Here is a 20,832-nt window from a genome sequence, read left to right on the forward strand (position 1 = left end):
AAACGTCATGACCGACCTGACCAACGAGCTGACCGCCTGGGACCGCGACCATTTCTTCCACCCGTCGACCCACATGGCGGCGCATGCCCGCGGCGACACCCCGACCCGCGTCGTCACCGGCGGCGACGGCGTCTACATCACCGACCGTGACGGTAAGCGCAGCCTGGACGCCTTCGCCGGCCTCTACTGCGTCAATGTCGGCTATGGCCGCCGCGAGATCGTCGACGCCATCGCCGAGCAGGCCGGCAAGCTCGCCTATTATCACGCCTATGTCGGGCATGGCAGCGAACCGTCGATCACGCTGGCCAAGATGATCGTCGACCGGGCGCCCGCCGGGATGTCGCGCGTCTATTTCGGCCTGTCGGGATCGGACGCGAACGAGACCAACATCAAGCTGGTCTGGTATTACAACAACATCCTCGGCCGGCCGGAAAAGAAAAAGATCATCTCGCGTTGGCGCGGCTATCACGGGTCGGGGGTGATGACCGGCAGCCTGACCGGGCTGGAGCTGTTCCACAAGGCCTTCGACCTGCCGCGCCCGCCGGTGCTGCACACCGAAGCCCCCTATTACTTCCGCCGGGCCGACCGCAGCATGAGCGAGGAGCAGTTCTCCCAGCACTGCGCCGACCAGCTGGAGGCGCTGATCCAGGCGGAGGGGCCGGACACCATCGCCGCCTTCATCGGCGAACCCGTGCTGGGCACCGGCGGCATCGTCCCGCCGCCCGCCGGCTACTGGGAGAAGATCCAGGCCGTCCTCGACAAGCACGACATCCTGCTGATCGCCGACGAGGTGGTGACCGGGTTCGGCCGGCTCGGCAGCATGTTCGGGTCCGACCATTACGGCATCAGGCCCGACCTCATCACCATCGCCAAGGGCCTGACTTCCGCCTATGCGCCGCTGTCGGGGGTGATCGTCGGCGACCGGGTGTGGAAGGTGCTGGAGCAGGGCTCCGACCAGCTCGGCCCCATCGGCCATGGCTGGACCTATTCGGCGCATCCGCTCTGCGCCGCCGCCGGGGTGGCAAATCTGGAGCTGGTCGACACGCTCGATCTGGTGTCCAATGCACGCGAGACCGGGGGCTATTTCCGCGCGGCGCTGACCGACGCGCTGGGCGGGCATCCGATGGTCGGCGAGGTGCGCGGCGAGGGCATGCTGGCGGCGGTGGAGTTCGTCGCCGACCGGGACGAGCGCCGCTTCTTCCCCGCCGAGGCGAAGGTCGGGCCGCGCCTGTCCGCCGCACTTCTGGAGCGGGGTGTCATCGCCCGCGCCATGCCCCAGGGCGACATCCTCGGCTTCGCACCGCCGCTCTGCCTGACGCGGGAGGAGGCCGACATCGTGGTGGCGGCGACAGCCAAGGCGGTGAAGGCGGTCGCGGCCGAACTCTGAACGCCGAACTCTGAATGGGGCTCCGTCAGTGCGCCGGTACCGGCCTAACAGGGCTGATCGGCGCGGTGACGCGAGACCGACTGCCCGGCGAACCGCTCGATGCAGGCCGAGAGGCTCGCCAGGGTGGTCTCCTGGTAGACCCAGGGACCGAGCCCCGCACGCGCGACGGTGATTTCCCGGCGATCCCCAAGGTCGGTGATCGTCGCCGTGAAGCCGCCGACCGCGACACTCTGCTGGGAACAGGTCATTTGGACGTCCTCCTCGACATCATGCCGCAGGGTGGACCGCCGCACTTAACGAGACATGAACATATGGCGGTATGTGTCCGCCTACCCACAAATAGCCCGGTTCGCCGGATCGCGGTCGTTGATCCTGGGGGCATTCGCGGTTTTTTCCGCGGACACCCCCTTGTTTTAGCGCATCGCCCGGCGGACGTCGGGATCGTCCAGGGTCTGGTCGAGCGTCTGCGCCGTCCGCGCCAGGATCGCGTCGATGTCGTCGTCGGTGCAGCAGAGCGGCGGGGCATAGCCCAGCACGCCGTTGGCGAAGGCGCGGATCACCAGCCCGTTGTTCCAGGCGCGGTCGAAAATCCGGCGCGACGGTTCGGCGGCGGCGGGCAGCGGGGTCTTGCGCTCCTTGTCCACCACCAGTTCGATGGCGGCCAGCATGCCGCGCCCGCGCACGTCGCCGACCAGCGGGTGATCGCGCAAGGCTTGCAGCCCGGCCATCAGCCGCGCCCCGGCCCTGGCGCCGTTGGCGAGCAGGCTGTCCTCGTACAGGCGCAAGGCCGCCAGCCCAACGGCGGCACTGACGGGGTGGGCGGAGTAGGTGTAGCCATGGCCGACCGCGCTGCTGCCGGCGGCGTCCGCGATGGTATCGTACACCGCGTCCGACAGGAAGACCGCGCCCATCGGCACATAGCCGGAGGTCAGGCCCTTCGCCGTGGTCATCATGTCGGGGACCACGCCGTCGTCGGTGCAGGCGAACAGCGGGCCGGTGCGGCCGAAGCCGGTGATGACCTCGTCGGCGACGAACAGGATGCCCAGGCTGCGGCAGCGGTCGCACATCGCCTTCATCCAGCCGTCGGGCGGCACCAGCACGCCGCCCGATCCCTGGATCGGCTCGGCATAGAAGGCGGCGACCCGCTCCGGTCCGCCGATCTCGGCGATCTTGGCGTCGAGGGCGGCGAGCGAGGCGGCGATGATCGCATCGGCATCGCCGCCCACCGGGTTGCGGTAGGCGTAGTGCGACGGAATCTTGTGCTGCCAGTCGAAGGGCACGCCGAAGCCGGCATGGAAGGCGGGCAGCGCGGTCAGCCCCGACCCGACGGTGGAGGAGCCGTGATAGCCCTGCTCGATGGAGATGAACTGGTCGCGCTGCGGCTGGCCCTTGGCCAGCCAGTAATAACGGATGAAGCGGACGGTGCTGTCCACCGCGTCCGATCCGCCCAGCGTGAAATAGACATGGTTCAGGTCGCCTGGCGCCCGTTCGGCGAGTGCCGCCGCCAGCCGGATCGCCGGTTCGCTGCCAAGCCCGAAATAGCCGGTGGCATAGGGCAGTTCCTGCATCTGGCGGGTGGCGGCGTCGATGAGGCTTTGCTGGCCGTAGCCGGCGTTGACGCACCACAGGCCGGCGAAACCGTCGACCAGCTGGCGGCCGGCGGCGTCGGTGACCGTCGCCCCGGCGCCGGAGGCGATGACCCGCACCCCGGCCTTCTCATGGCCGCGATATGACGCGACGGGATGGACCAGATGGGCACGGTCGAGTTCGATCAGGGAATTGCTGAGCATGGTCCTCTCCGGATCAGCCGAGTGCCTGGCTGGCGAGCGCGAAAGTCGAAACGGTGGGGGTTGATGCGGGAACTGCCGCTGGCGCCGGGCGGCGCATGGCGATGCCACCGCCGACATGGAGCAGGCCGCAATCGGCCAGCCATGGGGCGAGGCCGGTGTCGACGGTGGTGTCCACCCGCAGGAGCTTTCCCGGATGCGCCGCGACGAGCGGGCCGATCAGGGCCTTGGCGCCGTCCGCGTCGGGGGCGACCACCGGGCCGACGACCTGCCCGCGGCCGAAGTCGCGCAGAGCGGCGAAACCAGTAGGGACGCCGTTCCGGCGCAGCAGTGTGAAGGACCCGACCCCGGCGATGCGCTCCAGCAGCAGGCGGCGGTCGGCACCGAAGGCTTGGCCGTCCAGCGCGGCGATGGCCGCAAGATCCTCCGTGCCGGCCGGGGCGACCTCCTCCGCCGTCACCGGCGGAACCGCACCGGCTTCTCCCTGGTGCCGCAGGACGGTGCCCACCTCGCGGAAGCCCAGCTTTTCGTAGAGCGGCAGCCCCTCGCTGGTGGCGACGAGGCGCAGGGGACGGCCGTCCGCCAGCGCCATCGCCTCATCCATCAGACGGCGGCCGAGACCCTGCCCGCGCCAGTCCTCGTCGACGATGACCATGTTGATGGTGGCGGCATCCTCGCCATAGGGCGTCGTCAGCACGGTGCCGACCAGCCGGCCCGATCCGGCATCCACGGCGACCAGCCCCCGGCTCAGCGACAGGAGCAGCGACCAGTCTTCCAGCCGGTGCGGCCATTGCGCCTGCTGCGACAGGGCGAGCGCATCGCCCAGATGCTTCGGCTCGAAAGCCGCCCAGTCGATCGCTCTCCTGGGAACCGTATTCCTGTTCATGGGCAGTCCTTTCACCCGCTGCCTCCAAGAGTGTGCGCAGCGGCCCCGGACGTTTGCCCGAAGGCGACATCCGCTGCGACATCTTTCACCTTTGCTCCGGCAGCCCGCCGCATCTTATGCCGCGAGGATGGCGCCGTTCCGCTCCCGTTTAAAAAAGACCGGCAGGAGTGAAGCGTTCCCGCCGGACTTTTGCTGTTTGTCGAGCGTCACCCCAACCCGCCGATGTGGAAGGTCTTCATCTCCAGATACTCCTCGATGCCGACCTGCGCGCCTTCGCGGCCCAGGCCGGACTGCTTGACGCCGCCGAACGGGGCGACTTCGGTCGAGATCGCGCCGGTGTTCAGCCCGATCATGCCGGCCTCCAGCGCCTCTCCCACCCGCCAGGACCGCGCGAGGTTCTGCGTGTAGAAATAGGCGGCCAGCCCGAAAGGCGTCGCGTTGGCCAGCGCGATGGCCTCCTCCTCCGTCTCGAAGCGGAACAGCGGGGCCACCGGGCCGAAGGTCTCCTCATGGGCCAGCAGCATGTCGGTGGTGGCGCCGGTCAGCACCACCGGGGCGACATACTGCGCACCCGCCGCCGCGACGGCGGATGAGGCAACGGTTGCCCCCTTGGACACCGCATCGGCGACGTGGCGCTCGATCTTGGCGACGGCGGCGGCGTTGATCATCGGGCCGATGGCGACCCCCGGCTCCAGCCCCGATCCTACCCGCATGGCGTTGACGCGGGCGACCAGCCGGTCGCGGAACGCCTCATAGACGCCCGACTGCACCAGGATGCGGTTGGCGCAGACGCAGGTCTGCCCGCCGTTGCGGAACTTGGAGAGGAGGACCCCCTCCACCGCCTGATCCAGATCGGCGTCGTCGAACACGATGAAGGGAGCGTTGCCGCCCAGCTCCAGGCTCAGCCGCTTGATGCTGTCGGCGGCCCCGCGCATCAGCAGCGAGCCGACGCGGGTGGAGCCGGTGAAGGAGATCTTGCGGACGGTCTCGTTCGCCAGAAGCTCCTCGCCGATGGCCTCCGGCCGGCCGGTCAGGATGTTGACCACGCCGGCCGGGATGCCGGCGCGTTCGGCCAGCACGCCCAGCGCCAGCGCCGAATAGGGGGTGAAGTCCGACGGCTTGATGACCACGGTGCAGCCGGCGGCCAGCGCCGGGGCGACCTTGCGGGTGATCATGGCGTTGGGGAAGTTCCACGGCGTGATGATGCCGCAGACCCCGACCGGCTCCTTCAGCACGACGATGCGGCGGTCGGGGGTGGGGGAGGGGATGGTGGTCCCGCCGATCCGCCGCGCCTCCTCGGCGAACCATTTGACGAAGGAGGCGCCATAGCGGATTTCGCCGCGCGCCTCGTCCAGCGGCTTGCCCTGCTCCAGCGTCAGGATGCGCGCCAAATCCTCCAGGTTCTCGATCATCAGCGCGTGCCAGCGCTCCAGCAGCGCGGCACGGTCGGCATGGGTGCGCCGCCTCCAGGCCGGGTAGGCTTCGGCCGCGGCGGCGATGGCGTCGCGGGCATCCGTTCCGTCCATGTCGGGAACGTTGCCGAGGGTGCTGCCGGTCGCCGGGTTCTGGATGCCGATGGTCCGGCCGGCAGCCCCGTCGCACCAGCGGCCGCCGATCAGCCCCTTTTCGCGGAACAGGGAGGAGTCCGTCAGGTGATGGGTCATGGTCTTTGTGTTTTCCGCTGCTCGGGTTTTCAGGCAACCGGCGTTACGACAGGGCCGACAGCACGGCGGCGGTGATCGCGTCCGTCCTGTCCTTGCCGGGCACCGTGCCGATGCCGCGGCCCGTGGTGTCGCCCAGTGCGGCCATGACGCGGTCGGCGGCGGCCTTTTCCCCCAGATGCTCCAGCATCATGGCACCCGACCAGATGGCGGCGATGGGGTTGGCGATGCCGAGATGGGCGATGTCGGGGGCCGATCCGTGCACCGGCTCGAACATCGACGGCGCCTTGCGGTCGGGGTTCAGGTTGGCCGAGGCGGCGAAGCCCAGCCCGCCCTGGATCGCCGCCCCCAGATCGGTGAGGATGTCGCCGAACAGGTTGGAGGCGACGACGACGTCCAGGCTCTCCGGCGCCGTCACCATGCGCGCCGCCATGGCATCGACGTGATAGCTGGTGACCTCGACGTCCGGATGTTCGGCGGCCAGCTGGCGGGTGATCTCGTCCCAGAACACCATCGAGTATTTCTGCGCGTTCGACTTGGTGACGGAGGCCAGCTTGCCGCGCCGGGCGCGGGCCTGGGCGAAGGCGAAGCGCAGGATCCGCTCCACCCCCATGCGGGTGAAGACACCGGTCTCCACCGCAACCTCCTGCGGCGTCCCCTGATGGATGCGCCCGCCGGCGCCGGCATATTCGCCCTCGGTGTTCTCACGGATGCACAGGATGTCGAAGCCGCCGCGGCGCAGCGGACCCTCCACCCCCGGCAGCAGCCGGTGCGGGCGGACATTGGCATACTGGTCGAACGCCTTGCGGATCGGCAGCAGCAGCCCGTGCAGCGACACCGCGTCCGGCACCTCCGCCGGCCAGCCGACGGCACCCAGCAGGATGGCGTCATACTTGCGCAGGCTGTCGATGCCGTCGGCCGGCATCATCACGCCGGTTTCCTTGTAATGGGCGCAGGACCAGGGCAGTTCGGTGCCGGTCAGCGCGAAGCCCGACGGCTTTGCCACGGCCTGCAACACCTCCCAGGCCGCGTCGACCACGGGATGCCCGATGCCGTCGCCCTTGATGATCGCAATGTTGTGGGTCTTCATCGAACGTTCCCTGTCTTTTTCATTGGATTGCAGGCCGATCGGCCCTGGCGGTTGCGGCAGGTACGATCTTATCCGGCCGTCGCTCCGTTCCGTGCCGAATGCATGGGCGATTTGGTTGATTGTTGTGCCGGCCCGGTGCTTTGCGGTGACTTGTGCGGCTGCGGCTCCGGTATTCTCGGGGAGCGCCGGATGGTTCAGGCGTGCCGGTTGACCCAAGGGAGCACTGCCTCGCGTTATGGAAAATCCGGGGAGGAAAAAGCGTTGAGCGAGAGCGGCATAAAAGACGGGGTTGGGGATGGGGTGGGGGACGGTGCGTTACCGGGCTCCCGGACCGTCGACGCCTTCGACATGCGGATGGCCGACATCGCCGACATCGATCTTGAGCGCCTGCACGCGCTGTCGATCTCGGTCGGCTGGCCGCATCGCGCGGAGGACTGGCAGTTCGTGCGCGAGGTCGGGCACGGCTTCGTCGCGCTGGACGAGATCGACCGCGTTCTGGCATCGGCGATGTGGTTCCCCCACGGCGACGATTTCGCCACCATCGGCATGGTCATGACCTCGCCCCGTCTGCAAGCGCTGGGGGTCGGCGACTGGCTGATGAAACGGGTGCTGTCGGCATCGGCGGGGCGGACCTACCGGCTCAACGCCACCCGTGCGGCGCTGGCGCTGTACCGGTCGCTCGGCTTCATCGGCCACCGGACCGTGTTCCAATGCCAGGGCGAGGCGCGCCGGAGCGAGCACGCCGCGCCCATGCCCGCGCAGGCGGTGCGGCGGCTGGAGGCGGCGGATCTCGCGGCAGTGACGGCGCTGGACGAACGTGCCTTCGGAAATTCACGGGCCGGGCTGATGGCGCGGCTGTTCGGGCAGTCGGTCGGCTATGGCCTGGAACGTGACGGCGCTCTGGTTGCCTTTGCGCTCTGCCGTCCCTTCGGCCGCGGGCATGTCGTCGGTCCGGCGGTCGCCGGGACGGACGAGGATGCGATTGCCGTGGTCCGGCCCCATGTGGACGAGCATGACGGACGCTTCCTGCGCCTGGACACCCATCTGGACGAAGGGACCTTCCCGCTGTTCGTCGCCCGGTCGGGCTTGAGGATTCACGACACGGTGCTGACCATGTCGCTTGGTGCGCCGCTGACCGATCCATCGACGCGGGCGCCGGACCGTCCCGTCACCTATGCACTCGCCACCCAGGCCCTGGGCTGAGCCGCCACCGGCTTTTATAAAAAAGGATGCGCCGATCATGCCGGGACAGACGCCGGAACCCTCCGCCGGCTCTCATGCTAACTCCGTGCCCGAACCCTTCCCCGCCACGTCTTCCCCTCCCTCTTCCAGCAACGGCGCCGGGATCATGCTCCGGCTGGTGTCGGCCGGGCTGTTCGTCGTCATGTCCCTGTTCGTCCGGCTGGCCTCCGTCGAGGCTCCGGTCGGGCAGATCGTCTTCTTCCGCAGCGCCTTCGCGCTGCCGCCGATCATCGCCTACCTGATGTGGCGCCGGCAGTTTCCGTCGGCCCTCCGGACGCGGCAGCCGGTCGGGCACCTGAAGCGCAACTTCTATGGCGGCATGGCGATGGTGCTCTCCTTCGTCTCGCTGGCTTATCTGCCGCTGGCGCTGGCGACCGCGCTGGGCTTCCTGGCTCCGCTGCTGACGGTGCCGGCCGCCATGCTGTTCCTGCGCGAACGGCCGGGCGCGGTGGCCATCGGCGCGGCGCTGGTCGGCTTCGCCGGCGTGGTGCTGATGCTGGTGCCGGCCTTCGAAGGGCCGACGCCGGACCGCGGCACCCTCATCGGGGTTGCGGCCGGGCTGGCGATGGCGTTCGCCACCGCGGCGGGGCGGGTCCAGATCAAGACGCTGACCGCGACCGAAGCACCGGGAACCATCGCCTTCTATTTCGCCCTCCTGTGCGCGCTCGGCGGTCTGGCGAGCTGGCCCTTCGGCTGGATCGTCCCGACCGGGTTCTCCCTGGCCTGCCTGATCGGGGCAGGCGTCTCCGGCGGTCTGGCGCACATCACCATGACCGAGGCGATGGCCCGGGCGACAGTGTCGACCCAGGCGCCCTTCGACTACACCGCCATGCTGTGGGCGCTGATCCTCGACGCGGCGATCTTCGGTCTGCTGCCCTCGCCGGTCAGCCTTGCCGGCGCCTTCGTCATCGCCGCCTCCGCCCTGGCGGTCCCGCTGGCCGGCCGGTTCACGGCCCGGTCCGAAGCACTGCGGCCCGCCCGCTGAGAAGCAGGCGGGTGTGGACCTCCCCCCTCTCGTCAGGGCGGCGGCGGGTGCAGCCGCGTGTCCAGGGCAAACCGTTCCTGGGAGCGCATCCTGTACGCCCCCGCCGCCGCAGACGCGGCGAACAGAAGGTTCCAGCTGTGCGGGGACACCGCGCTCGGGATCAGGACGAACTTGTGCCCATTCAGCAGGGCATCGCCGAACTGCTGCTGGCCGACGCTGGGGATGCCGGGACGGAGCCAGTTGGGATTGGGCAGGTCGGCCGGGGTGACCACATGGACGGCGGCGGGGTCCGTGACGGTCAGCGCCGTCAGCACATGCGGCACCGTGTCCAAGGCCTTGAAGCCCTTGTGCACCGCGACCTCCAGGATCGCGGTCGCCGGGTCGAGAGAGCAGTAGACGGCGCGGACCCCCTTGCTGTTCCAGCGCCCGCCGAAGCGGTAGGCTCCTTCGCCGCTGTCCCAGCTCGTGCGGAAGGGCTCCGGGTCGAGACGCCACGCGACCAGCTCGGTGCCGCCCAGAGCCGCCGGCAAGGGTGTCACGTGTAGACCCCGGAAGCCATCCGCCCCAGGTAATCCTCGACCATCTCGACCCCGGCGGGGGTGTCCAGCAAATCCAGCGGACGGTTGTCGTCCAGCCCGATGGCCGGACGCTCCAGCCACTGCTCGGCCTCCTCCTGCAAGCCGAAGACCTCGGAGGCCTGGGCCAGGATTTCGGCAAGCTTCCAGGTCCGGCCACCCTGCTCGGGGCTGAGCGGCTTGTCCGGCGCCCCCTTGCGGCGCTGGTAGGTGCGCACGCTCATCCCCACGGCAAACTCGATGCTCGCCGGCTTGAGGACCCGCAGGTGGGTCACGAGATGGTAGAGCGCGCCGCCCGGCAAGCCGGTCTTAATGGCGTTGTGGGCATCCAGCTGCGTCACCACCGGGCGCTTGAACACCCGCGGACCGCCGAGCAGGTCGGTGACCCGCTGATAGGCTCCTGTCTCACCCTGTCCCATGCGTGCTCCGGCCGCGGGCATGGCATCCTCCGTCATGTGTCGTTCTCAATGTGACACGTGACGCAAAGGGATTCAAGCGGACCCCCTGGGTGACGGAACCTCGCGGTCCGGATCCGGAAATGGACTTCCCAGCATGGAGCTGTTGTGATCCAAAGCCCTGAAAGGGGCGTCGCGGCGGGCACCGATCCGGTCTGCCCGATGGTCTGTCCCGATGCTCAGGCACGAGCCGAAGAGTGAGGAAAACCGATGTTGGCCGGAGGCGACCGTGAAGCGCAGCGTTGAGAACGCGGAGCATTACAACTGGGGGGACCGCTGCGACGGATGGGTGCTTTCCCCCTCTCCGGACATGATGGTCATTCAGGAGCGGATGCCGGCCGGCACGGCGGAGCGCAGGCATGTCCACGGCAAGGCGCGCCAGTTCTTCTATGTGCTCTCCGGTGAACTGACGATGGAGCTGGAAGGAACCCGCCACCTGATCACGGCGCTGTCCGGGATCGAGATTCCGCCGGGAAGCCGCCATCAGGCCCGGAACGACAGCGGCGCGGACGTGCATTTTCTCGTCGTGTCGTCCCCGACGACACAGGGCGTTGAACCGACCTCGACGGCTGAGCCGCGCTCTCAACGCCGGTAGGCCGGCGCTGGCAGCGGCAGGGGGGCCGGGTTCAACGCCACCCACTCGACGGCGAGCGCACGAAGCCGGACGCTGTCGTCGCCGATCCCGGCCTTCGCCTCGGCGATCGTCAGGTCGGCCTCCGACAGCGCGGATTCGGGCAGGGGGGTGGCGGAGCGGACATGGTGCAGGAAGGCGTCGGCCATCTTGCGATACTCCGCATCCCAGTTGACGCCGCCGTTGCGTTCAAGCTCGTCGTTGATCCTGCCTGCGATGCGGATGACCTCGCCCTGCACGGTGTCCGCGGGACCGGCCGATGGCACCAGCAGGTCCCAAAGCTCCCGGTACCGGTCTTCCCAGCGGGCCGCCGTAGCGACGACAGGCGATCTGCCGTCATGCATCACACGGCGCGGAACAGGCGTCACGCCGAATAGCGCATACAGCCGGTCCAGCGCGGCACCCGTCGCCTCCACGTCGTCCGGGTTGTATCCGGCGCGATGGAATTCGAACTGTTGGCCGATGCGCTCCACCAGGGCGGCGATCTCCGGCGTCGCCACGGTCCCGTCGTCACCGCCCTTGCCGAGGAGGCGGCCGAGCAGGGATTTCGGCTTGGCCGCTGCCGTCCGGCGCTCGGCGGCCACCAGCAGTTGGGCGGCGGCTTCCACCCGCCGGATGTCGCTGTTGGCGCAGCGCCGCAACGCGTAGGCCAACGGCGTCTGGCCGTTGCCGTCGAGCGCATCGACACGCGCGCCATGGGCCAGCAGCAGCTCGACCGCCCGCAGATTGCCGACCGCGGCCGCCTTGTGGAGCGGCGTGCCGCGCGCAGCCTCGCCGCTGTGCACGTCAGCACCGAGATCCAACAGAATGTCGATCCGGCCTTGCCAGTGGCCGGAGCGCGCATGAAGCGGGGTATCGCCGTAACTGTCGGGCGCGGAGACATCCGCGCCATGCTCGACGAGCCAGCGGGCGAGCGCGTCGGGGCATTCGTTGAAGGCGAGGGCGGTCTGCTTGAACACGCCGCCGCGGGCATTCACGTCGCAGCCGTCGAAAACCGTCTTCAGCGCCTCGACGTCGCCCGTCCTCAACAGGCTTTCGAAATCCTTCGGCAGCGTCTTTCGTTTCGCCTTCGCCACAGCAACTCTCTCGGATCTGAAGGAGGCCGGCAGGATGCCGATGCATCGGCATCCTGCCGGCGACCAGCATAAATCGCCTCCGCGCCGCCGCAACACTTTCAAGGCTGACGCTGTCAGAAGCGAATGACTATGGCATGCGATGTGCTGATCGGCAGCTCCGTCTTATAGGTGATCTGCTTCAGCACCAGATTGGACCTGATGGTGGAGACGAACTCTATTTTCGACAGTTTGCTGGCGATCAGATGTTCCAGCTCCTCGACATCCCGGACGATCACGCGCAGAAGGAAATCGCAGTCGCCCGTCATCCAGTTGCATTCCATCACCTCGGGAATCCGCTCGACGGCATCGCGGAAATTCTCAAGCGCCGATTGCGGCTGCTTGTCGAGCTTGACCTGGATATAGGCATTGATTTCCAGCCCCATCACCTTGGGATTCAGAAGGGTGACCCGCCGGTCGATGATGCCGGTCTGCTCCAGCTTCTTCACCCGTGTAAGGCAGGGCGAGGGGGAGAGATTGATTCTGCCGGCAAGCTCGACGTTCGTCAGGTTTGCGTCCTTTTGCAGCTCGTTGAGGATCTTGATGTCCGTTCGGTCGAGCGTCAACGTGTTCATCATGATGACTCCCTGTTGTAGTCTTGACGGCCTGTCCTGGAACCGAAGCGAAGAACGGCAGGAAATTCCGCGGAACAAACCTATTTGAGTGCAGCGCGCATTCCCTTCCGCCATTCGACTGTGCATACGGCAGAGTGTATCCGAGCCCAACCAATGGCAGAATCTACAGGATTGCCATTTTATGTCGCGAAACTGTCAAACTCGGACCGAGGTCCGCTTCGAACAGCACGGAGGCCGCAACATTGCCGAAGAGTGCGCGGATTGGTGCGAAGTGGCCGGAAGCCCCGGTGACCGGCGATGCTCTCCCGATGGCGTGGGATCCAACCGGCCTGCGCATCAGCTTCACCCCTGAGGATCCCGACGAGTTTGCCCGGCCGCTGGTCTCTTTCCTTGTCCGGCGCAATGTGGATGACGACGAGCTGCCGATCCACCGGCACCGGAAAGGCCAGCTGGTGGTGGCGGCGGAAGGCTCGGTCATGTGCCGGACGCTCGACGGGCTTCGGATTGTCCCATCCAATGGAGCGGTGTGGATTCCGGGAGAGATTCCCCACAGCATTTCCATGTCGGACAAGGGCCGGTCATACTGCGTCTTCATCAATCCGGGGATTTCACCCCTGCCGAAATCCTGCGCGACATTTTCGATCAGCCCGATGCTGCGCGAGATGATCTTTCACCTGGCCAACCTGCCACCGCTCTATCCCCTGGAAGGTCCAACCAGCCGTCTGGTCCAGGTCATCCTGGACGAGCTTGCCCAGATGAAGGCGGAGCCGCTCCACTTCCCGGTTTCCAACCATCCCAGGATCCAGCGCATCGCCGCCCAGCTGCTGGAGGCGCCGGACGACCGCAGGACCATCCGGGACTGGGCGGCAACGGTCGCCATGAGCGAGCGCACCCTGGCCCGGCTGATCCAGAAACAGACGGGAATGTCGTTCGGCCGGTGGCGCCAGCAGCTCCACATCGTGATCGCCGTCCAACGGATGTCGATGGGCGCCACCGTGCAGGCGATCTCCCAGGAGCTGGGATACGATTCTCCGAGCGCCTTCACCGCCATGTTCAGGAAACACATGGGGCAGCCTCCGCGCCGGTATTTGCAGGACCGGGCCGAAGGCGGAACGAACTGAGGCGGCATCCCCCTTCTCATGCTGACAGCCCTCGATCCGACTGTCGGGATCGAGGGCCGCCGGTGCGGTCGGGGACCGGGATTGCGGTCCCCGCGGGGATGGCTGCCGTTGTTTACCCTGTCAGCTCACGATGTCCCGCCTGATGGTCTTTCGTGCCGCCATGAAGGCCATCGCCGCCAGGACATAGACGAGCGACGTGCTGATCAGCGCCCAGCGGATGCCGTCGCCGGACCCCATCGACCGCGCGAGAACATCGCTGATCAGGCCGACCGTCAGCGGTCCAAGGCCAAGCCCGATCAGATTGGCGAAGAACAGGAAGATGGCGGTGGCCGTCGCCCGGGTGCGCGGACGCACCAGGCTTTGGACCGCTGCAAAGATGGGGCCGTAATAAATGGATTGCAGCAGCATCGGCAACCCCATCAGGCAAAGCGCCGCCACGGTGTTCGAGGTGAGATACGTCGCGAAAAGCGCAAAGGGCAGGCACAGGGCCGCGGCGGCCGGAATGGTCGCGTAGGCGTTCAGGCTGCCGCGCGCCACCGCGCGATCCGTCGCCCGGCCGCCCAGCCAGGTGCCGGCCGCGCCACAGATGCCGACGATCAGGCCCAGCACCGTGCCGAGGAAACCGGTGGGGCCCAATTGAATCCCGGTGAGATCGTGCAGTCTGGCCGCCAGGATGCCCAATCCTTCGGCGTGATTGCGCAGGAAGTGGGAGCTTTGAAAGGCAAGATTGCTGTAAATCCCGAAGCTCATGGCCACCATCGCGACCGTAAGCCAGATGTAGGTCCGCTTCCCGCCGAGTTCGGACAGCGCCTCCCTCAGGCTGGGCGTGCTTTGCGCTCCGCTGGCCGCGACGGAGAATGTCCGCGGCTCGGGCAGCGTGAAATAGGCCAGCAGCCCGAGGGCGATGCCGGGTACCCCGACCAGCGCGAAGGAGGCGCGCCAGCCGAGGCTGTCCGCGATCAGGCCGCCGACCACCATCCCGACCAGCGAACCGGCCGGAATGCCCATGGAAAAGAAGGCCAGCGCCGAGGCCCGCTTCTCCCGTGTCGTGTAATCGCTGATCAGCGACTGGGACGCCGGCGTGCAGCCCGCCTCGCCGACACCGACGCCGACCCTGGCGAGGAACAGCTGGGTGAAGTTCTGGGCCACGCCGCAGACCGCCGTGAACAGGCTCCAGGTGATCGCCGACAGCGCGACGATCCTGACCCGGTTCGCACGCTCCGCCCACCGCGCGATGGGAAGTGCCAGCGTCGCGTAGAAGATGGCGAAGGACAGTCCGGTCAGGGATCCCAGCTGCCAGTCCATGAGACCGAGTTCGCGCTTGATCGGTTCCGCCAGGATGTTGACGATCTGACGGTCGACGAAGTTCAGCATGTAGATGAGGAACAGCATGGTCAGGGCATAGCGCCGATGGTGGATCGTCATGCCAATCGGCTGCGGCACCGACACCGTGGTCGTTGCGTCGTCGGTCATACGGCAGTCTCCAAAAAGACCGGGCACAGGGGGGCCGGGTCGGTTTCGGTCGGAACGCGCTGTCGGGAGGTGCGGGGAATCGATGCGGCCGGCAGACGGCTCGGCATGCGATCAGAGTTTGACGCCCGTGCTGACGAGAAACACGTCACGGTCGGCGCGCGGGTCGTAGGGGCCGGCGAGGGTCGTCTGGTAGGTCAGGTTGAAGAGATAGCTGTCCTTGACCGTGCCATCGAGGGCGAGCCGGAGGATCTGGCGCCCCTGGTTGAACGCGCCGTCATAGGACGTTCCGTTGACATCGTGGGCGAAGGCGACGGACGGCTTGAGGTTCACCCCCGGCAGAATGTCCCGATAGCTCAGGCTCGCCTGAAGGCGATAGCCCCACGAGAACGGCGTCACGAAGCCCTTGGTGGTGCAGGCCTTGGGATCGGCGCCGGCCGCGCAGACGCCGTTGTTGGGGCCGGTTCCGAAGATGTCGGACCGGCCATAGCGGCGGAAATTGGGGTCCGGCAGATCGTGGACATATTTGGCGCCGACCTCGCCGCCGAGGGTCAGGGTGCCGCCGATCACGCTGCCGATGTCGCCCGATGCGGCGAGCTGCCCCTGGGTGACGTGAAAGCGCTCGTAACCGGCGAACGGCCCGCCCCGGGGCACCAGGGCGAAATCCCGGGCCAGCACACCGGTTCCGCTCACGGCCGCCTGCAACAGATCGGGGGCGTTGAAGGCGAGCGGCTGGTTGAATTTATGGTCGAGTTCACCCGCGACCCGCAATTTCATCGACGGAACGCTGGTGGCGAAGCTGCCGGACAGCATTCTGATGTTCTTCGGGTACTGGAACCGATAGGCCGGATTCAAACCGTCCGGATCTCCCGGCAGGAAGATGGCGCCGGTCCGGCCGGTCCGGTCGGCCTCGACATAGCCGGTCCGCGCGTGGACGTTGGTGAAGTGGAGCGAAAATCTGGTGCCGATGTCCGGCACCAGATAGGAGCCGCCGATACCGAACTGGCCGGCATCGCCCGCCGTCCCGTCGCTGCCGCGCTTCAGGAAGCGGCCGGTCGCCAGCCCCTCGGCGGAGGACAAGGCGTTGGATACCATGACCCTGTCGCAACCCGGCGAGGCGTAATCGGCGGTGGCGGCGAATGTTCCGCAACCGGGCTGCGTCGATGTCGCCGACAGCAGCTGATAGAAGATTTCGAGGCTTGCGGCCGACGAGAGATCGACCTTGCCCGACAGCGCCAGGAACGGCTTGGCTCCCTCCTGCGGCTGCAAGCCCGGCCGGGACAAGGCCGCGAAGTCGCGCGGGTTGATGTCGCGGAGGCCGCCGGGAATGGTGAAGGCCGGTCCCCAATCGACGGTCTGCTGGCCCGCCTTGAACGAGATGGGCAGCCCGCCGGCGGAGAACTGCCCCTTGACGTAGGCATCGGCAAGAGAGATGCCGCGGAACCTGGCGCCCTGCGAAAAGCCGCGGTCGGACAACGGACCGCCGGCATAATCGTTCGGCAGGTTGCCCAGCGCGACATGCCCCTCGGCAAGCGTGTGATCGTACCAGCCCTTCACGCGGGTGAAGACGCCCCAGCCGTCGGCGTTGTTGGCCTCGAACTCGACCAACCCCTTGGCGACGCTGGAAACCGGGTCTCCCCTGCGATAGTTCAGGTTCCCGTCGTCGGAATTGACGCCGCCCGGCGCCGCATGGTCAAGCCGGAGTCGTGCGCCGTCACCGGCGGGAACCAGCGACGGGTCGATGGGACTGGCGCGGATGGCCGTTCCGACGGTGACCACGGCCCGGATGCCCCCCGACCAGTCTCCTTCCTTGAATTCCCAGGCATGCGCCGGCCAGGAGATCGACAAGGCGGCAAGGATCGCCGCTTTCCGGCGAATGCCAAGGCCTGTCCACCACGCGGCACGGGGTGCCGGCAGAATTATGTCTCCCATATTTGCTCCCTGCGAAGATTTATTGGAGTTGAGACAAGGAAGTCCGTCCCCGATCTTTCCGGACGGGCCAGGGTTCGGACTTCCATTTTTCCTTGAAGGAACTCGGCATTGCTCCTGATGCAGGGCAATCGCATCCGAGGGTGGAGCGGCAAGGCTCGACTTCGAATGACCCTCTCCCCTTGCGGAAGACAGGCTTCGTCACCGGACAAAACAAAAGATGCGGTGATGGGAACGCGGAGAATCCGTCCTATTTGGCGGATTCAAAATGTTCGATTCGGCCGAACCTGCCCAACGAGTAAATCAGCGGGACCCTGTCCTGATCGTGACTCTGGGCGACGACGGCACCGATCATGATCGTATGGGTGGCGACTTCCACGCTGTCCTGCAGTCTGCAATCGAAGCTGCAAACGGATTGGCGAAGGACCGGAACCCCGGTAGCCATCTCATCCCAGTCGGCGGGGGAGAAGCGGGAGGCGCCCTTGCTGCCGTCCAGCGCCGCGAAGCGCTCCGCCAGTTGGACCTGATCGGCGGACAGGACGTTCCAGGAAAAGGCGCCGGTCCGGAGAATGACGTCGTGGGCCTCTGCGCTGCGGTTGATGCAGGCAAGAACCATCGGCGGATCGACGCACAGGGACACCGCGGCGGTGACGGTCAGGCCACGCCTGTCGGCACCCTGGCCCGACGCCACAATCGACACCGACCCCACCACAGCCCGCAACGCATTTTTGAAAACGGTCGTCTCCACATGGTCCGCAACGGAAAAATCTTGTCCTGACATGGTGAACCTCACGCAAGGCGGTGGAAGGGCATGCCGCCGGTACGGGCGGGATCGGCCGTCCGGCATCCGTGTGGGAGACGCTGCGCTACGGGGCAGGGGCCACCGGCAGCATCCGGTGCTCCACGATGTTCAGCCCATAGCCCCGCAGTGCCACCGGGACATGCTGCGAGTTCGACAGGAGGATCATGTCGTGAATGCCGAGGTCTGCCAGAACCTGGGCGCCGACGCCGTAGTTGCGCAGTTCCGCCTTGTCGACGAACGGCTCCCCCGCCTTCACCCGCAGAAGCTGGGAGAGCGGCACATCGCGGTTGAACAGCACGATCACGCCCCTCCCTTCGGCGGCGATCTCCTGCATGGAGCGGGCGACGATGTCGCCGCGGTCGCCGGTCTGGCCGAGCACGTCCGACAGGATGTCCAGCGCGTGCATGCGCACCAGGGTCGGCCTGTCGTCGATCACGCCCTTCACCAGCGCAATCGCTTCCGTCTCGATGGCCTTGATGCGGAAGGTGATGGCGCTCCACTCGCCGCCCCATCGGCTGTCGAACTTCGTGGTGACGACACGCTCGACCTCGTGATCGTGGCGGCGGCGGAAGGCGATCAGGTCGCGGATCGTGCCGATCTTGAGCCCGTGACGCCGGGCGAAGGAGACGAGATCGTCGAGGCGGGCCATCGTCCCGTCCTCCTTCATGATCTCGCAGATCACGCCCGACGGGTTGAGCCCGGCAAGGCGCGCGACATCAACCGCCGCCTCGGTATGTCCTGCCCGGACCAGCACGCCGCCGGGCCGGGAAACCAGGGGAAAGACATGCCCCGGCGAGACGATATGCTCCGGTCCCCTGGCCGCGTCGATGGCCACAGCCACCGTCCGCGCGCGGTCCGCCGCGGAGATGCCGGTGGACACCCCCTCGCGCGCCTCGATGGAAACAGTGAAGGCCGTCCGGTGGCGGGTGCCGTTCTCCGCGCTCATCAATCTGAGGCCGAGCTGCTCGATCCGCTCCTTGCCGAGCGCCAGACAGATCAGGCCCCTGCCATGCGACGCCATGAAGTTGATCGCCTCGGGCGTCGCCATCTGCGCCGGGATCACGAGATCGCCCTCGTTCTCCCGATCCTCGTCATCGACGAGGATGAACATTCGGCCGTTGCGGGCCTCTTCGATGATCTCCGCCGTGGAGGACAGAAAGGGATGGCGTGGGGGGCAGGGCAGCATCGTCATGATCTTCCTCCGATCACCGCATCACAGGTTGGACAGCGCCTGACGGATCAGCGAATCCTCGGAGTCGTCGTAGAGCGAATCGATCAGCGCCGCGTACCGCTCGTTCAGCACCTTGCGCCGCTTTTTCCGGGTCGCCGTCATGACGCCGTTTTCCGCCGACAGCTCTTCGGGAAGGATCCGGAACGACTTTATTTGCTCGACGGGCGCCAGCCTCTGGTTCGCCTTGGCGACCTCCCCCTCGATCAGGTGGATCACCGCTTCCGACGAACAGAAATCCGAGTAATCGCTGATCGTTTCGTTCCGCCCCTTCACCCAGTCGGTCATCGCGATGCGGTCGACCTCGATCAGCGCCACGAGGTATTTCCGCCCGTCGCCGCAGACCGCGGCTTCCGAGATGTAGGGGCTCCGCCGCAGCTCATTCTCGATCTGCGCCGGACTGATCGACTTGCCGCCGGAGGTGTTGATGATCTCCTTTTTCCGGTCGATGATCGCCAGCTGGCCATCGGGCCGGACCTCGACGATGTCGCCGGTGTGGAGCCATCCGTCGCGCAGAGCCTCCAGCGTGTCGTCGGGCTTGTTCAGGTAGCCCGTGAACAGGCCGGGGCCCGTCACCAGCATTTCGCCGTCGCCGGCGATCCTCGTCTTCCAGCGCGGATCGGCAATCGGAACGCCGATGGTGCCGGGCTTCGACCAGTCCCGCATCTGCCCGGTGTTCGCTCCGACCAGTTCGGTCTGACCATAGACCTCCTTGAGGTTCACCCCCCAGGTCTGCCACAGCTTCACGACGTCCGGCGGCATCGGCGCGGAGGCGGTGTAGGGGTATCTGAGTTGATCGAGCCCGATCTCCGCCAGGAGCGGCAGGAAGACCTGGTCGCGGCAGGTCGCGAAAAGCGCCTGGAGGAAGGGATCGTCCGGGCCGTCCGCCTGCCGGTCCGCCAGCGCCTTCTGGGCGATGGACATCGCGAAGCGGTAGGATTTCTTGCCGACCGTGGCCGACGCATTGATCCTGCTGACCAGTTCGGCGGCGTAGCGCTGATAGAAGCGCGGCGGCGCCATCCAGTAGGTCGGCCTCACGTCGCGGATCGTCGTCGCGAAGTCCGCTCCGGTCTCGCCGAAATAGGGCGTGACCTCGCCGATGAGGGGAAGAACGATGCCCTGCCCGAGCCCGACGACATGGGAGAGCGGGAGATGGACGACCACCCGCTGGGGTTCGCGGAAAAGCGCCGGGCAAAAGCCTCGGGTGGTCAACAGCCCCTCGATCAGCGACCGGTGGGTGAGGATCGCGCCCTTGGGATTGCCGGTCGTGCCGGAGGTGTAGACGATGCTGGCATTGTCCTCCGCCCGCGCCTTGCCGGCCTGCTCGTCGAGCAGCGACGCACAGTCGGAGGAGGACGAGGCGGAAAACCGCGGCAGCGAGACGATGGTCTTCGATGACGGAGCCGCCGGATCGAAGACCACGATCTTCTTCAAGCTCTCCGCCTGCCGGCTGCGGAGTAGGACGGCGAGTTCCTTCTCTCCGGCGACAAAGGCGAATTTGCTTCCCGAGTCCTCCAGGAAATACTCCACCTCCTCGGTCGAAGAGGTGAAATAGATTCCGACCGCCACGCCGCCGGCACAGACCGTGGCCATGTAGGCGACCACCCAGTCCTGCGAGATGTCGCCCATGATGGCGACGTGGTCCCCCCTCTCCAGACCATGATCGAGGAGGGCACGCGAAAGCGCCGCGGCGTCCCTGGCGAATTCACCCCAGGTGGTGGCGTGCCACGTGCCGGCACGCTTCTGGAAGAACGCCACGGCCTCGCCCCTGCCGTCCCGGCGGTCGCGCAGCAGCGACGGCAGCGTCGCGTCCTCATGCGCGGCCGGTGGAGGGTCGATGGCGGATGAGGCGGTTGAGGGCAAGACGGGCGGGAACAGGGACTGCGGCCCGCCCAT

Annotated in this window: 19 protein-coding genes; 5 read left to right on the forward strand and 14 right to left on the reverse strand. The window is 67.2% G+C overall.

Annotation, left to right across the window (positions count from 1 at the left end; all coding sequences use genetic code 11):
• The first annotated feature begins 7 nt into the window (after positions 1-7).
• On the forward strand, positions 8-1,387 hold the full coding sequence (locus tag ABNQ39_RS33980) for an aspartate aminotransferase family protein (protein WP_376966817.1): 1,380 nt from the start codon (positions 8-10) through the stop codon (positions 1,385-1,387).
• 44 nt (positions 1,388-1,431) lie between these two features.
• Here ABNQ39_RS33980 and ABNQ39_RS33985 read toward each other — a convergent pair whose 3' ends face one another.
• The 5 genes from ABNQ39_RS33985 to ABNQ39_RS34005 form a co-directional block, all read right to left on the reverse strand.
• A complete protein-coding gene (locus ABNQ39_RS33985) occupies positions 1,432-1,635 on the reverse strand; it encodes a hypothetical protein (RefSeq protein ID WP_376966819.1) in 204 nt (67 codons plus the stop codon).
• A 165-nt stretch (positions 1,636-1,800) separates the two neighbouring features.
• Positions 1,801-3,177, reverse strand: coding sequence for an aspartate aminotransferase family protein (locus ABNQ39_RS33990; protein WP_376966821.1), 1,377 nt, complete (start codon positions 3,175-3,177; stop codon positions 1,801-1,803).
• A 13-nt stretch (positions 3,178-3,190) separates the two neighbouring features.
• A complete protein-coding gene (locus ABNQ39_RS33995) occupies positions 3,191-4,060 on the reverse strand; it encodes a GNAT family N-acetyltransferase (protein ID WP_376966823.1) in 870 nt (289 codons plus the stop codon).
• Positions 4,061-4,266: 206 nt separating this feature from the next.
• Positions 4,267-5,724: an NAD-dependent succinate-semialdehyde dehydrogenase gene (locus ABNQ39_RS34000; protein WP_376966825.1), complete on the reverse strand. Its 1,458-nt coding sequence runs from the start codon at positions 5,722-5,724 to the stop codon at positions 4,267-4,269.
• 43 nt (positions 5,725-5,767) lie between these two features.
• Complete coding sequence (locus tag ABNQ39_RS34005; RefSeq protein WP_376966827.1) at positions 5,768-6,811, reverse strand: tartrate dehydrogenase; 1,044 nt, start codon at positions 6,809-6,811, stop codon at positions 5,768-5,770.
• A gap of 261 nt (positions 6,812-7,072) precedes the next feature.
• On the opposite strand from ABNQ39_RS34005, the gene ABNQ39_RS34010 reads away from it, so the two are divergent.
• Together ABNQ39_RS34010 and ABNQ39_RS34015 are read left to right on the forward strand one after the other, a co-directional pair.
• The gene (locus tag ABNQ39_RS34010; protein ID WP_376966829.1) at positions 7,073-8,014 is read left to right on the forward strand and encodes a GNAT family N-acetyltransferase; all 942 of its coding nucleotides are present in this window, start codon (positions 7,073-7,075) and stop codon (positions 8,012-8,014) included.
• Positions 8,015-8,159: 145 nt separating this feature from the next.
• A complete protein-coding gene (locus ABNQ39_RS34015; RefSeq protein ID WP_376966831.1) occupies positions 8,160-9,038 on the forward strand; it encodes a DMT family transporter in 879 nt (292 codons plus the stop codon).
• Between the two features lie 32 nt (positions 9,039-9,070).
• On the opposite strand, the gene ABNQ39_RS34020 is transcribed toward ABNQ39_RS34015, so the two are convergent.
• On the reverse strand, positions 9,071-9,577 hold the full coding sequence (locus ABNQ39_RS34020) for an RES family NAD+ phosphorylase (protein ID WP_376966833.1): 507 nt from the start codon (positions 9,575-9,577) through the stop codon (positions 9,071-9,073).
• Positions 9,574-10,032: a type II RES/Xre toxin-antitoxin system antitoxin gene (parS, locus tag ABNQ39_RS34025; RefSeq protein WP_376966835.1), complete on the reverse strand. Its 459-nt coding sequence runs from the start codon at positions 10,030-10,032 to the stop codon at positions 9,574-9,576. The genes ABNQ39_RS34020 and parS overlap by 4 nt, the downstream gene beginning before the upstream one ends.
• 265 nt (positions 10,033-10,297) lie before the next feature.
• Here parS and ABNQ39_RS34030 point away from each other — a divergent pair, with 265 nt between their 5' ends.
• The gene (locus ABNQ39_RS34030) at positions 10,298-10,663 is read left to right on the forward strand and encodes a cupin domain-containing protein (protein ID WP_376966837.1); all 366 of its coding nucleotides are present in this window, start codon (positions 10,298-10,300) and stop codon (positions 10,661-10,663) included.
• Here ABNQ39_RS34030 and ABNQ39_RS34035 read toward each other — a convergent pair.
• Both ABNQ39_RS34035 and ABNQ39_RS34040 read right to left on the reverse strand, forming a co-directional pair.
• The gene (locus ABNQ39_RS34035; RefSeq protein WP_376966839.1) at positions 10,651-11,775 is read right to left on the reverse strand and encodes an ankyrin repeat domain-containing protein; all 1,125 of its coding nucleotides are present in this window, start codon (positions 11,773-11,775) and stop codon (positions 10,651-10,653) included. The genes ABNQ39_RS34030 and ABNQ39_RS34035 overlap by 13 nt on opposite strands.
• A 113-nt stretch (positions 11,776-11,888) precedes the next feature.
• Positions 11,889-12,389 carry an Lrp/AsnC family transcriptional regulator gene (locus ABNQ39_RS34040; protein ID WP_244592227.1) on the reverse strand — a complete coding sequence of 167 codons (501 nt, stop codon included), beginning with the start codon at positions 12,387-12,389 and terminating at the stop codon, positions 11,889-11,891.
• A 131-nt stretch (positions 12,390-12,520) separates the two neighbouring features.
• Here ABNQ39_RS34040 and ABNQ39_RS34045 point away from each other — a divergent pair, with 131 nt between their 5' ends.
• A complete protein-coding gene (locus ABNQ39_RS34045) occupies positions 12,521-13,507 on the forward strand; it encodes a helix-turn-helix domain-containing protein (RefSeq protein ID WP_376966842.1) in 987 nt (328 codons plus the stop codon).
• A gap of 120 nt (positions 13,508-13,627) precedes the next feature.
• Here ABNQ39_RS34045 and ABNQ39_RS34050 read toward each other — a convergent pair whose 3' ends face one another.
• The 5 genes from ABNQ39_RS34050 to ABNQ39_RS34070 form a co-directional block, all read right to left on the reverse strand.
• Positions 13,628-14,980, reverse strand: a complete 1,353-nt coding sequence (locus ABNQ39_RS34050) for a spinster family MFS transporter (RefSeq protein ID WP_376966844.1) — start codon at positions 14,978-14,980, stop codon at positions 13,628-13,630.
• Between the two features lie 111 nt (positions 14,981-15,091).
• Positions 15,092-16,909, reverse strand: coding sequence for a DUF1302 domain-containing protein (locus ABNQ39_RS34055; RefSeq protein WP_376966845.1), 1,818 nt, complete (start codon positions 16,907-16,909; stop codon positions 15,092-15,094).
• 247 nt (positions 16,910-17,156) lie between these two features.
• Positions 17,157-17,654 (reverse strand): flavin reductase family protein, encoded by a 498-nt coding sequence (locus ABNQ39_RS34060; protein WP_376966846.1) that lies wholly within the window; start codon positions 17,652-17,654, stop codon positions 17,157-17,159.
• Between the two features lie 118 nt (positions 17,655-17,772).
• On the reverse strand, positions 17,773-18,900 hold the full coding sequence (gene ribB, locus ABNQ39_RS34065) for a 3,4-dihydroxy-2-butanone-4-phosphate synthase (RefSeq protein WP_376966848.1): 1,128 nt from the start codon (positions 18,898-18,900) through the stop codon (positions 17,773-17,775).
• 21 nt (positions 18,901-18,921) lie between these two features.
• Complete coding sequence (locus tag ABNQ39_RS34070) at positions 18,922-20,832, reverse strand: AMP-dependent synthetase/ligase (RefSeq protein WP_376966850.1); 1,911 nt, start codon at positions 20,830-20,832, stop codon at positions 18,922-18,924.

It is taken from the genome of Azospirillum sp. A26, assembly GCF_042604635.1.
In the GTDB taxonomy this organism is placed as follows: Bacteria; Pseudomonadota; Alphaproteobacteria; order Azospirillales; family Azospirillaceae; genus Azospirillum; species Azospirillum palustre.

Coding starts and splice junctions, on each gene's coding strand:
- ABNQ39_RS34070 (WP_376966850.1), bottom strand. CDS start 20,832: ATGGGCGGGCCGCAGTCCCTGTTCCCGCCCGTCTTGCCCTCAACCGCC.
- ABNQ39_RS33995 (WP_376966823.1), bottom strand. CDS start 4,060: ATGAACAGGAATACGGTTCCCAGGAGAGCGATCGACTGGGCGGCTTTC.
- ABNQ39_RS34015 (WP_376966831.1), top strand. CDS start 8,160: ATGCTCCGGCTGGTGTCGGCCGGGCTGTTCGTCGTCATGTCCCTGTTC.
- ABNQ39_RS34000 (WP_376966825.1), bottom strand. CDS start 5,724: ATGACCCATCACCTGACGGACTCCTCCCTGTTCCGCGAAAAGGGGCTG.
- ABNQ39_RS34050 (WP_376966844.1), bottom strand. CDS start 14,980: ATGACCGACGACGCAACGACCACGGTGTCGGTGCCGCAGCCGATTGGC.
- ribB (WP_376966848.1), bottom strand. CDS start 18,900: ATGACGATGCTGCCCTGCCCCCCACGCCATCCCTTTCTGTCCTCCACG.
- ABNQ39_RS34055 (WP_376966845.1), bottom strand. CDS start 16,909: ATGGGAGACATAATTCTGCCGGCACCCCGTGCCGCGTGGTGGACAGGC.
- ABNQ39_RS33980 (WP_376966817.1), top strand. CDS start 8: ATGACCGACCTGACCAACGAGCTGACCGCCTGGGACCGCGACCATTTC.
- ABNQ39_RS34040 (WP_244592227.1), bottom strand. CDS start 12,389: ATGATGAACACGTTGACGCTCGACCGAACGGACATCAAGATCCTCAAC.
- ABNQ39_RS33985 (WP_376966819.1), bottom strand. CDS start 1,635: ATGACCTGTTCCCAGCAGAGTGTCGCGGTCGGCGGCTTCACGGCGACG.
- ABNQ39_RS34005 (WP_376966827.1), bottom strand. CDS start 6,811: ATGAAGACCCACAACATTGCGATCATCAAGGGCGACGGCATCGGGCAT.
- ABNQ39_RS33990 (WP_376966821.1), bottom strand. CDS start 3,177: ATGCTCAGCAATTCCCTGATCGAACTCGACCGTGCCCATCTGGTCCAT.
- parS (WP_376966835.1), bottom strand. CDS start 10,032: ATGGGACAGGGTGAGACAGGAGCCTATCAGCGGGTCACCGACCTGCTC.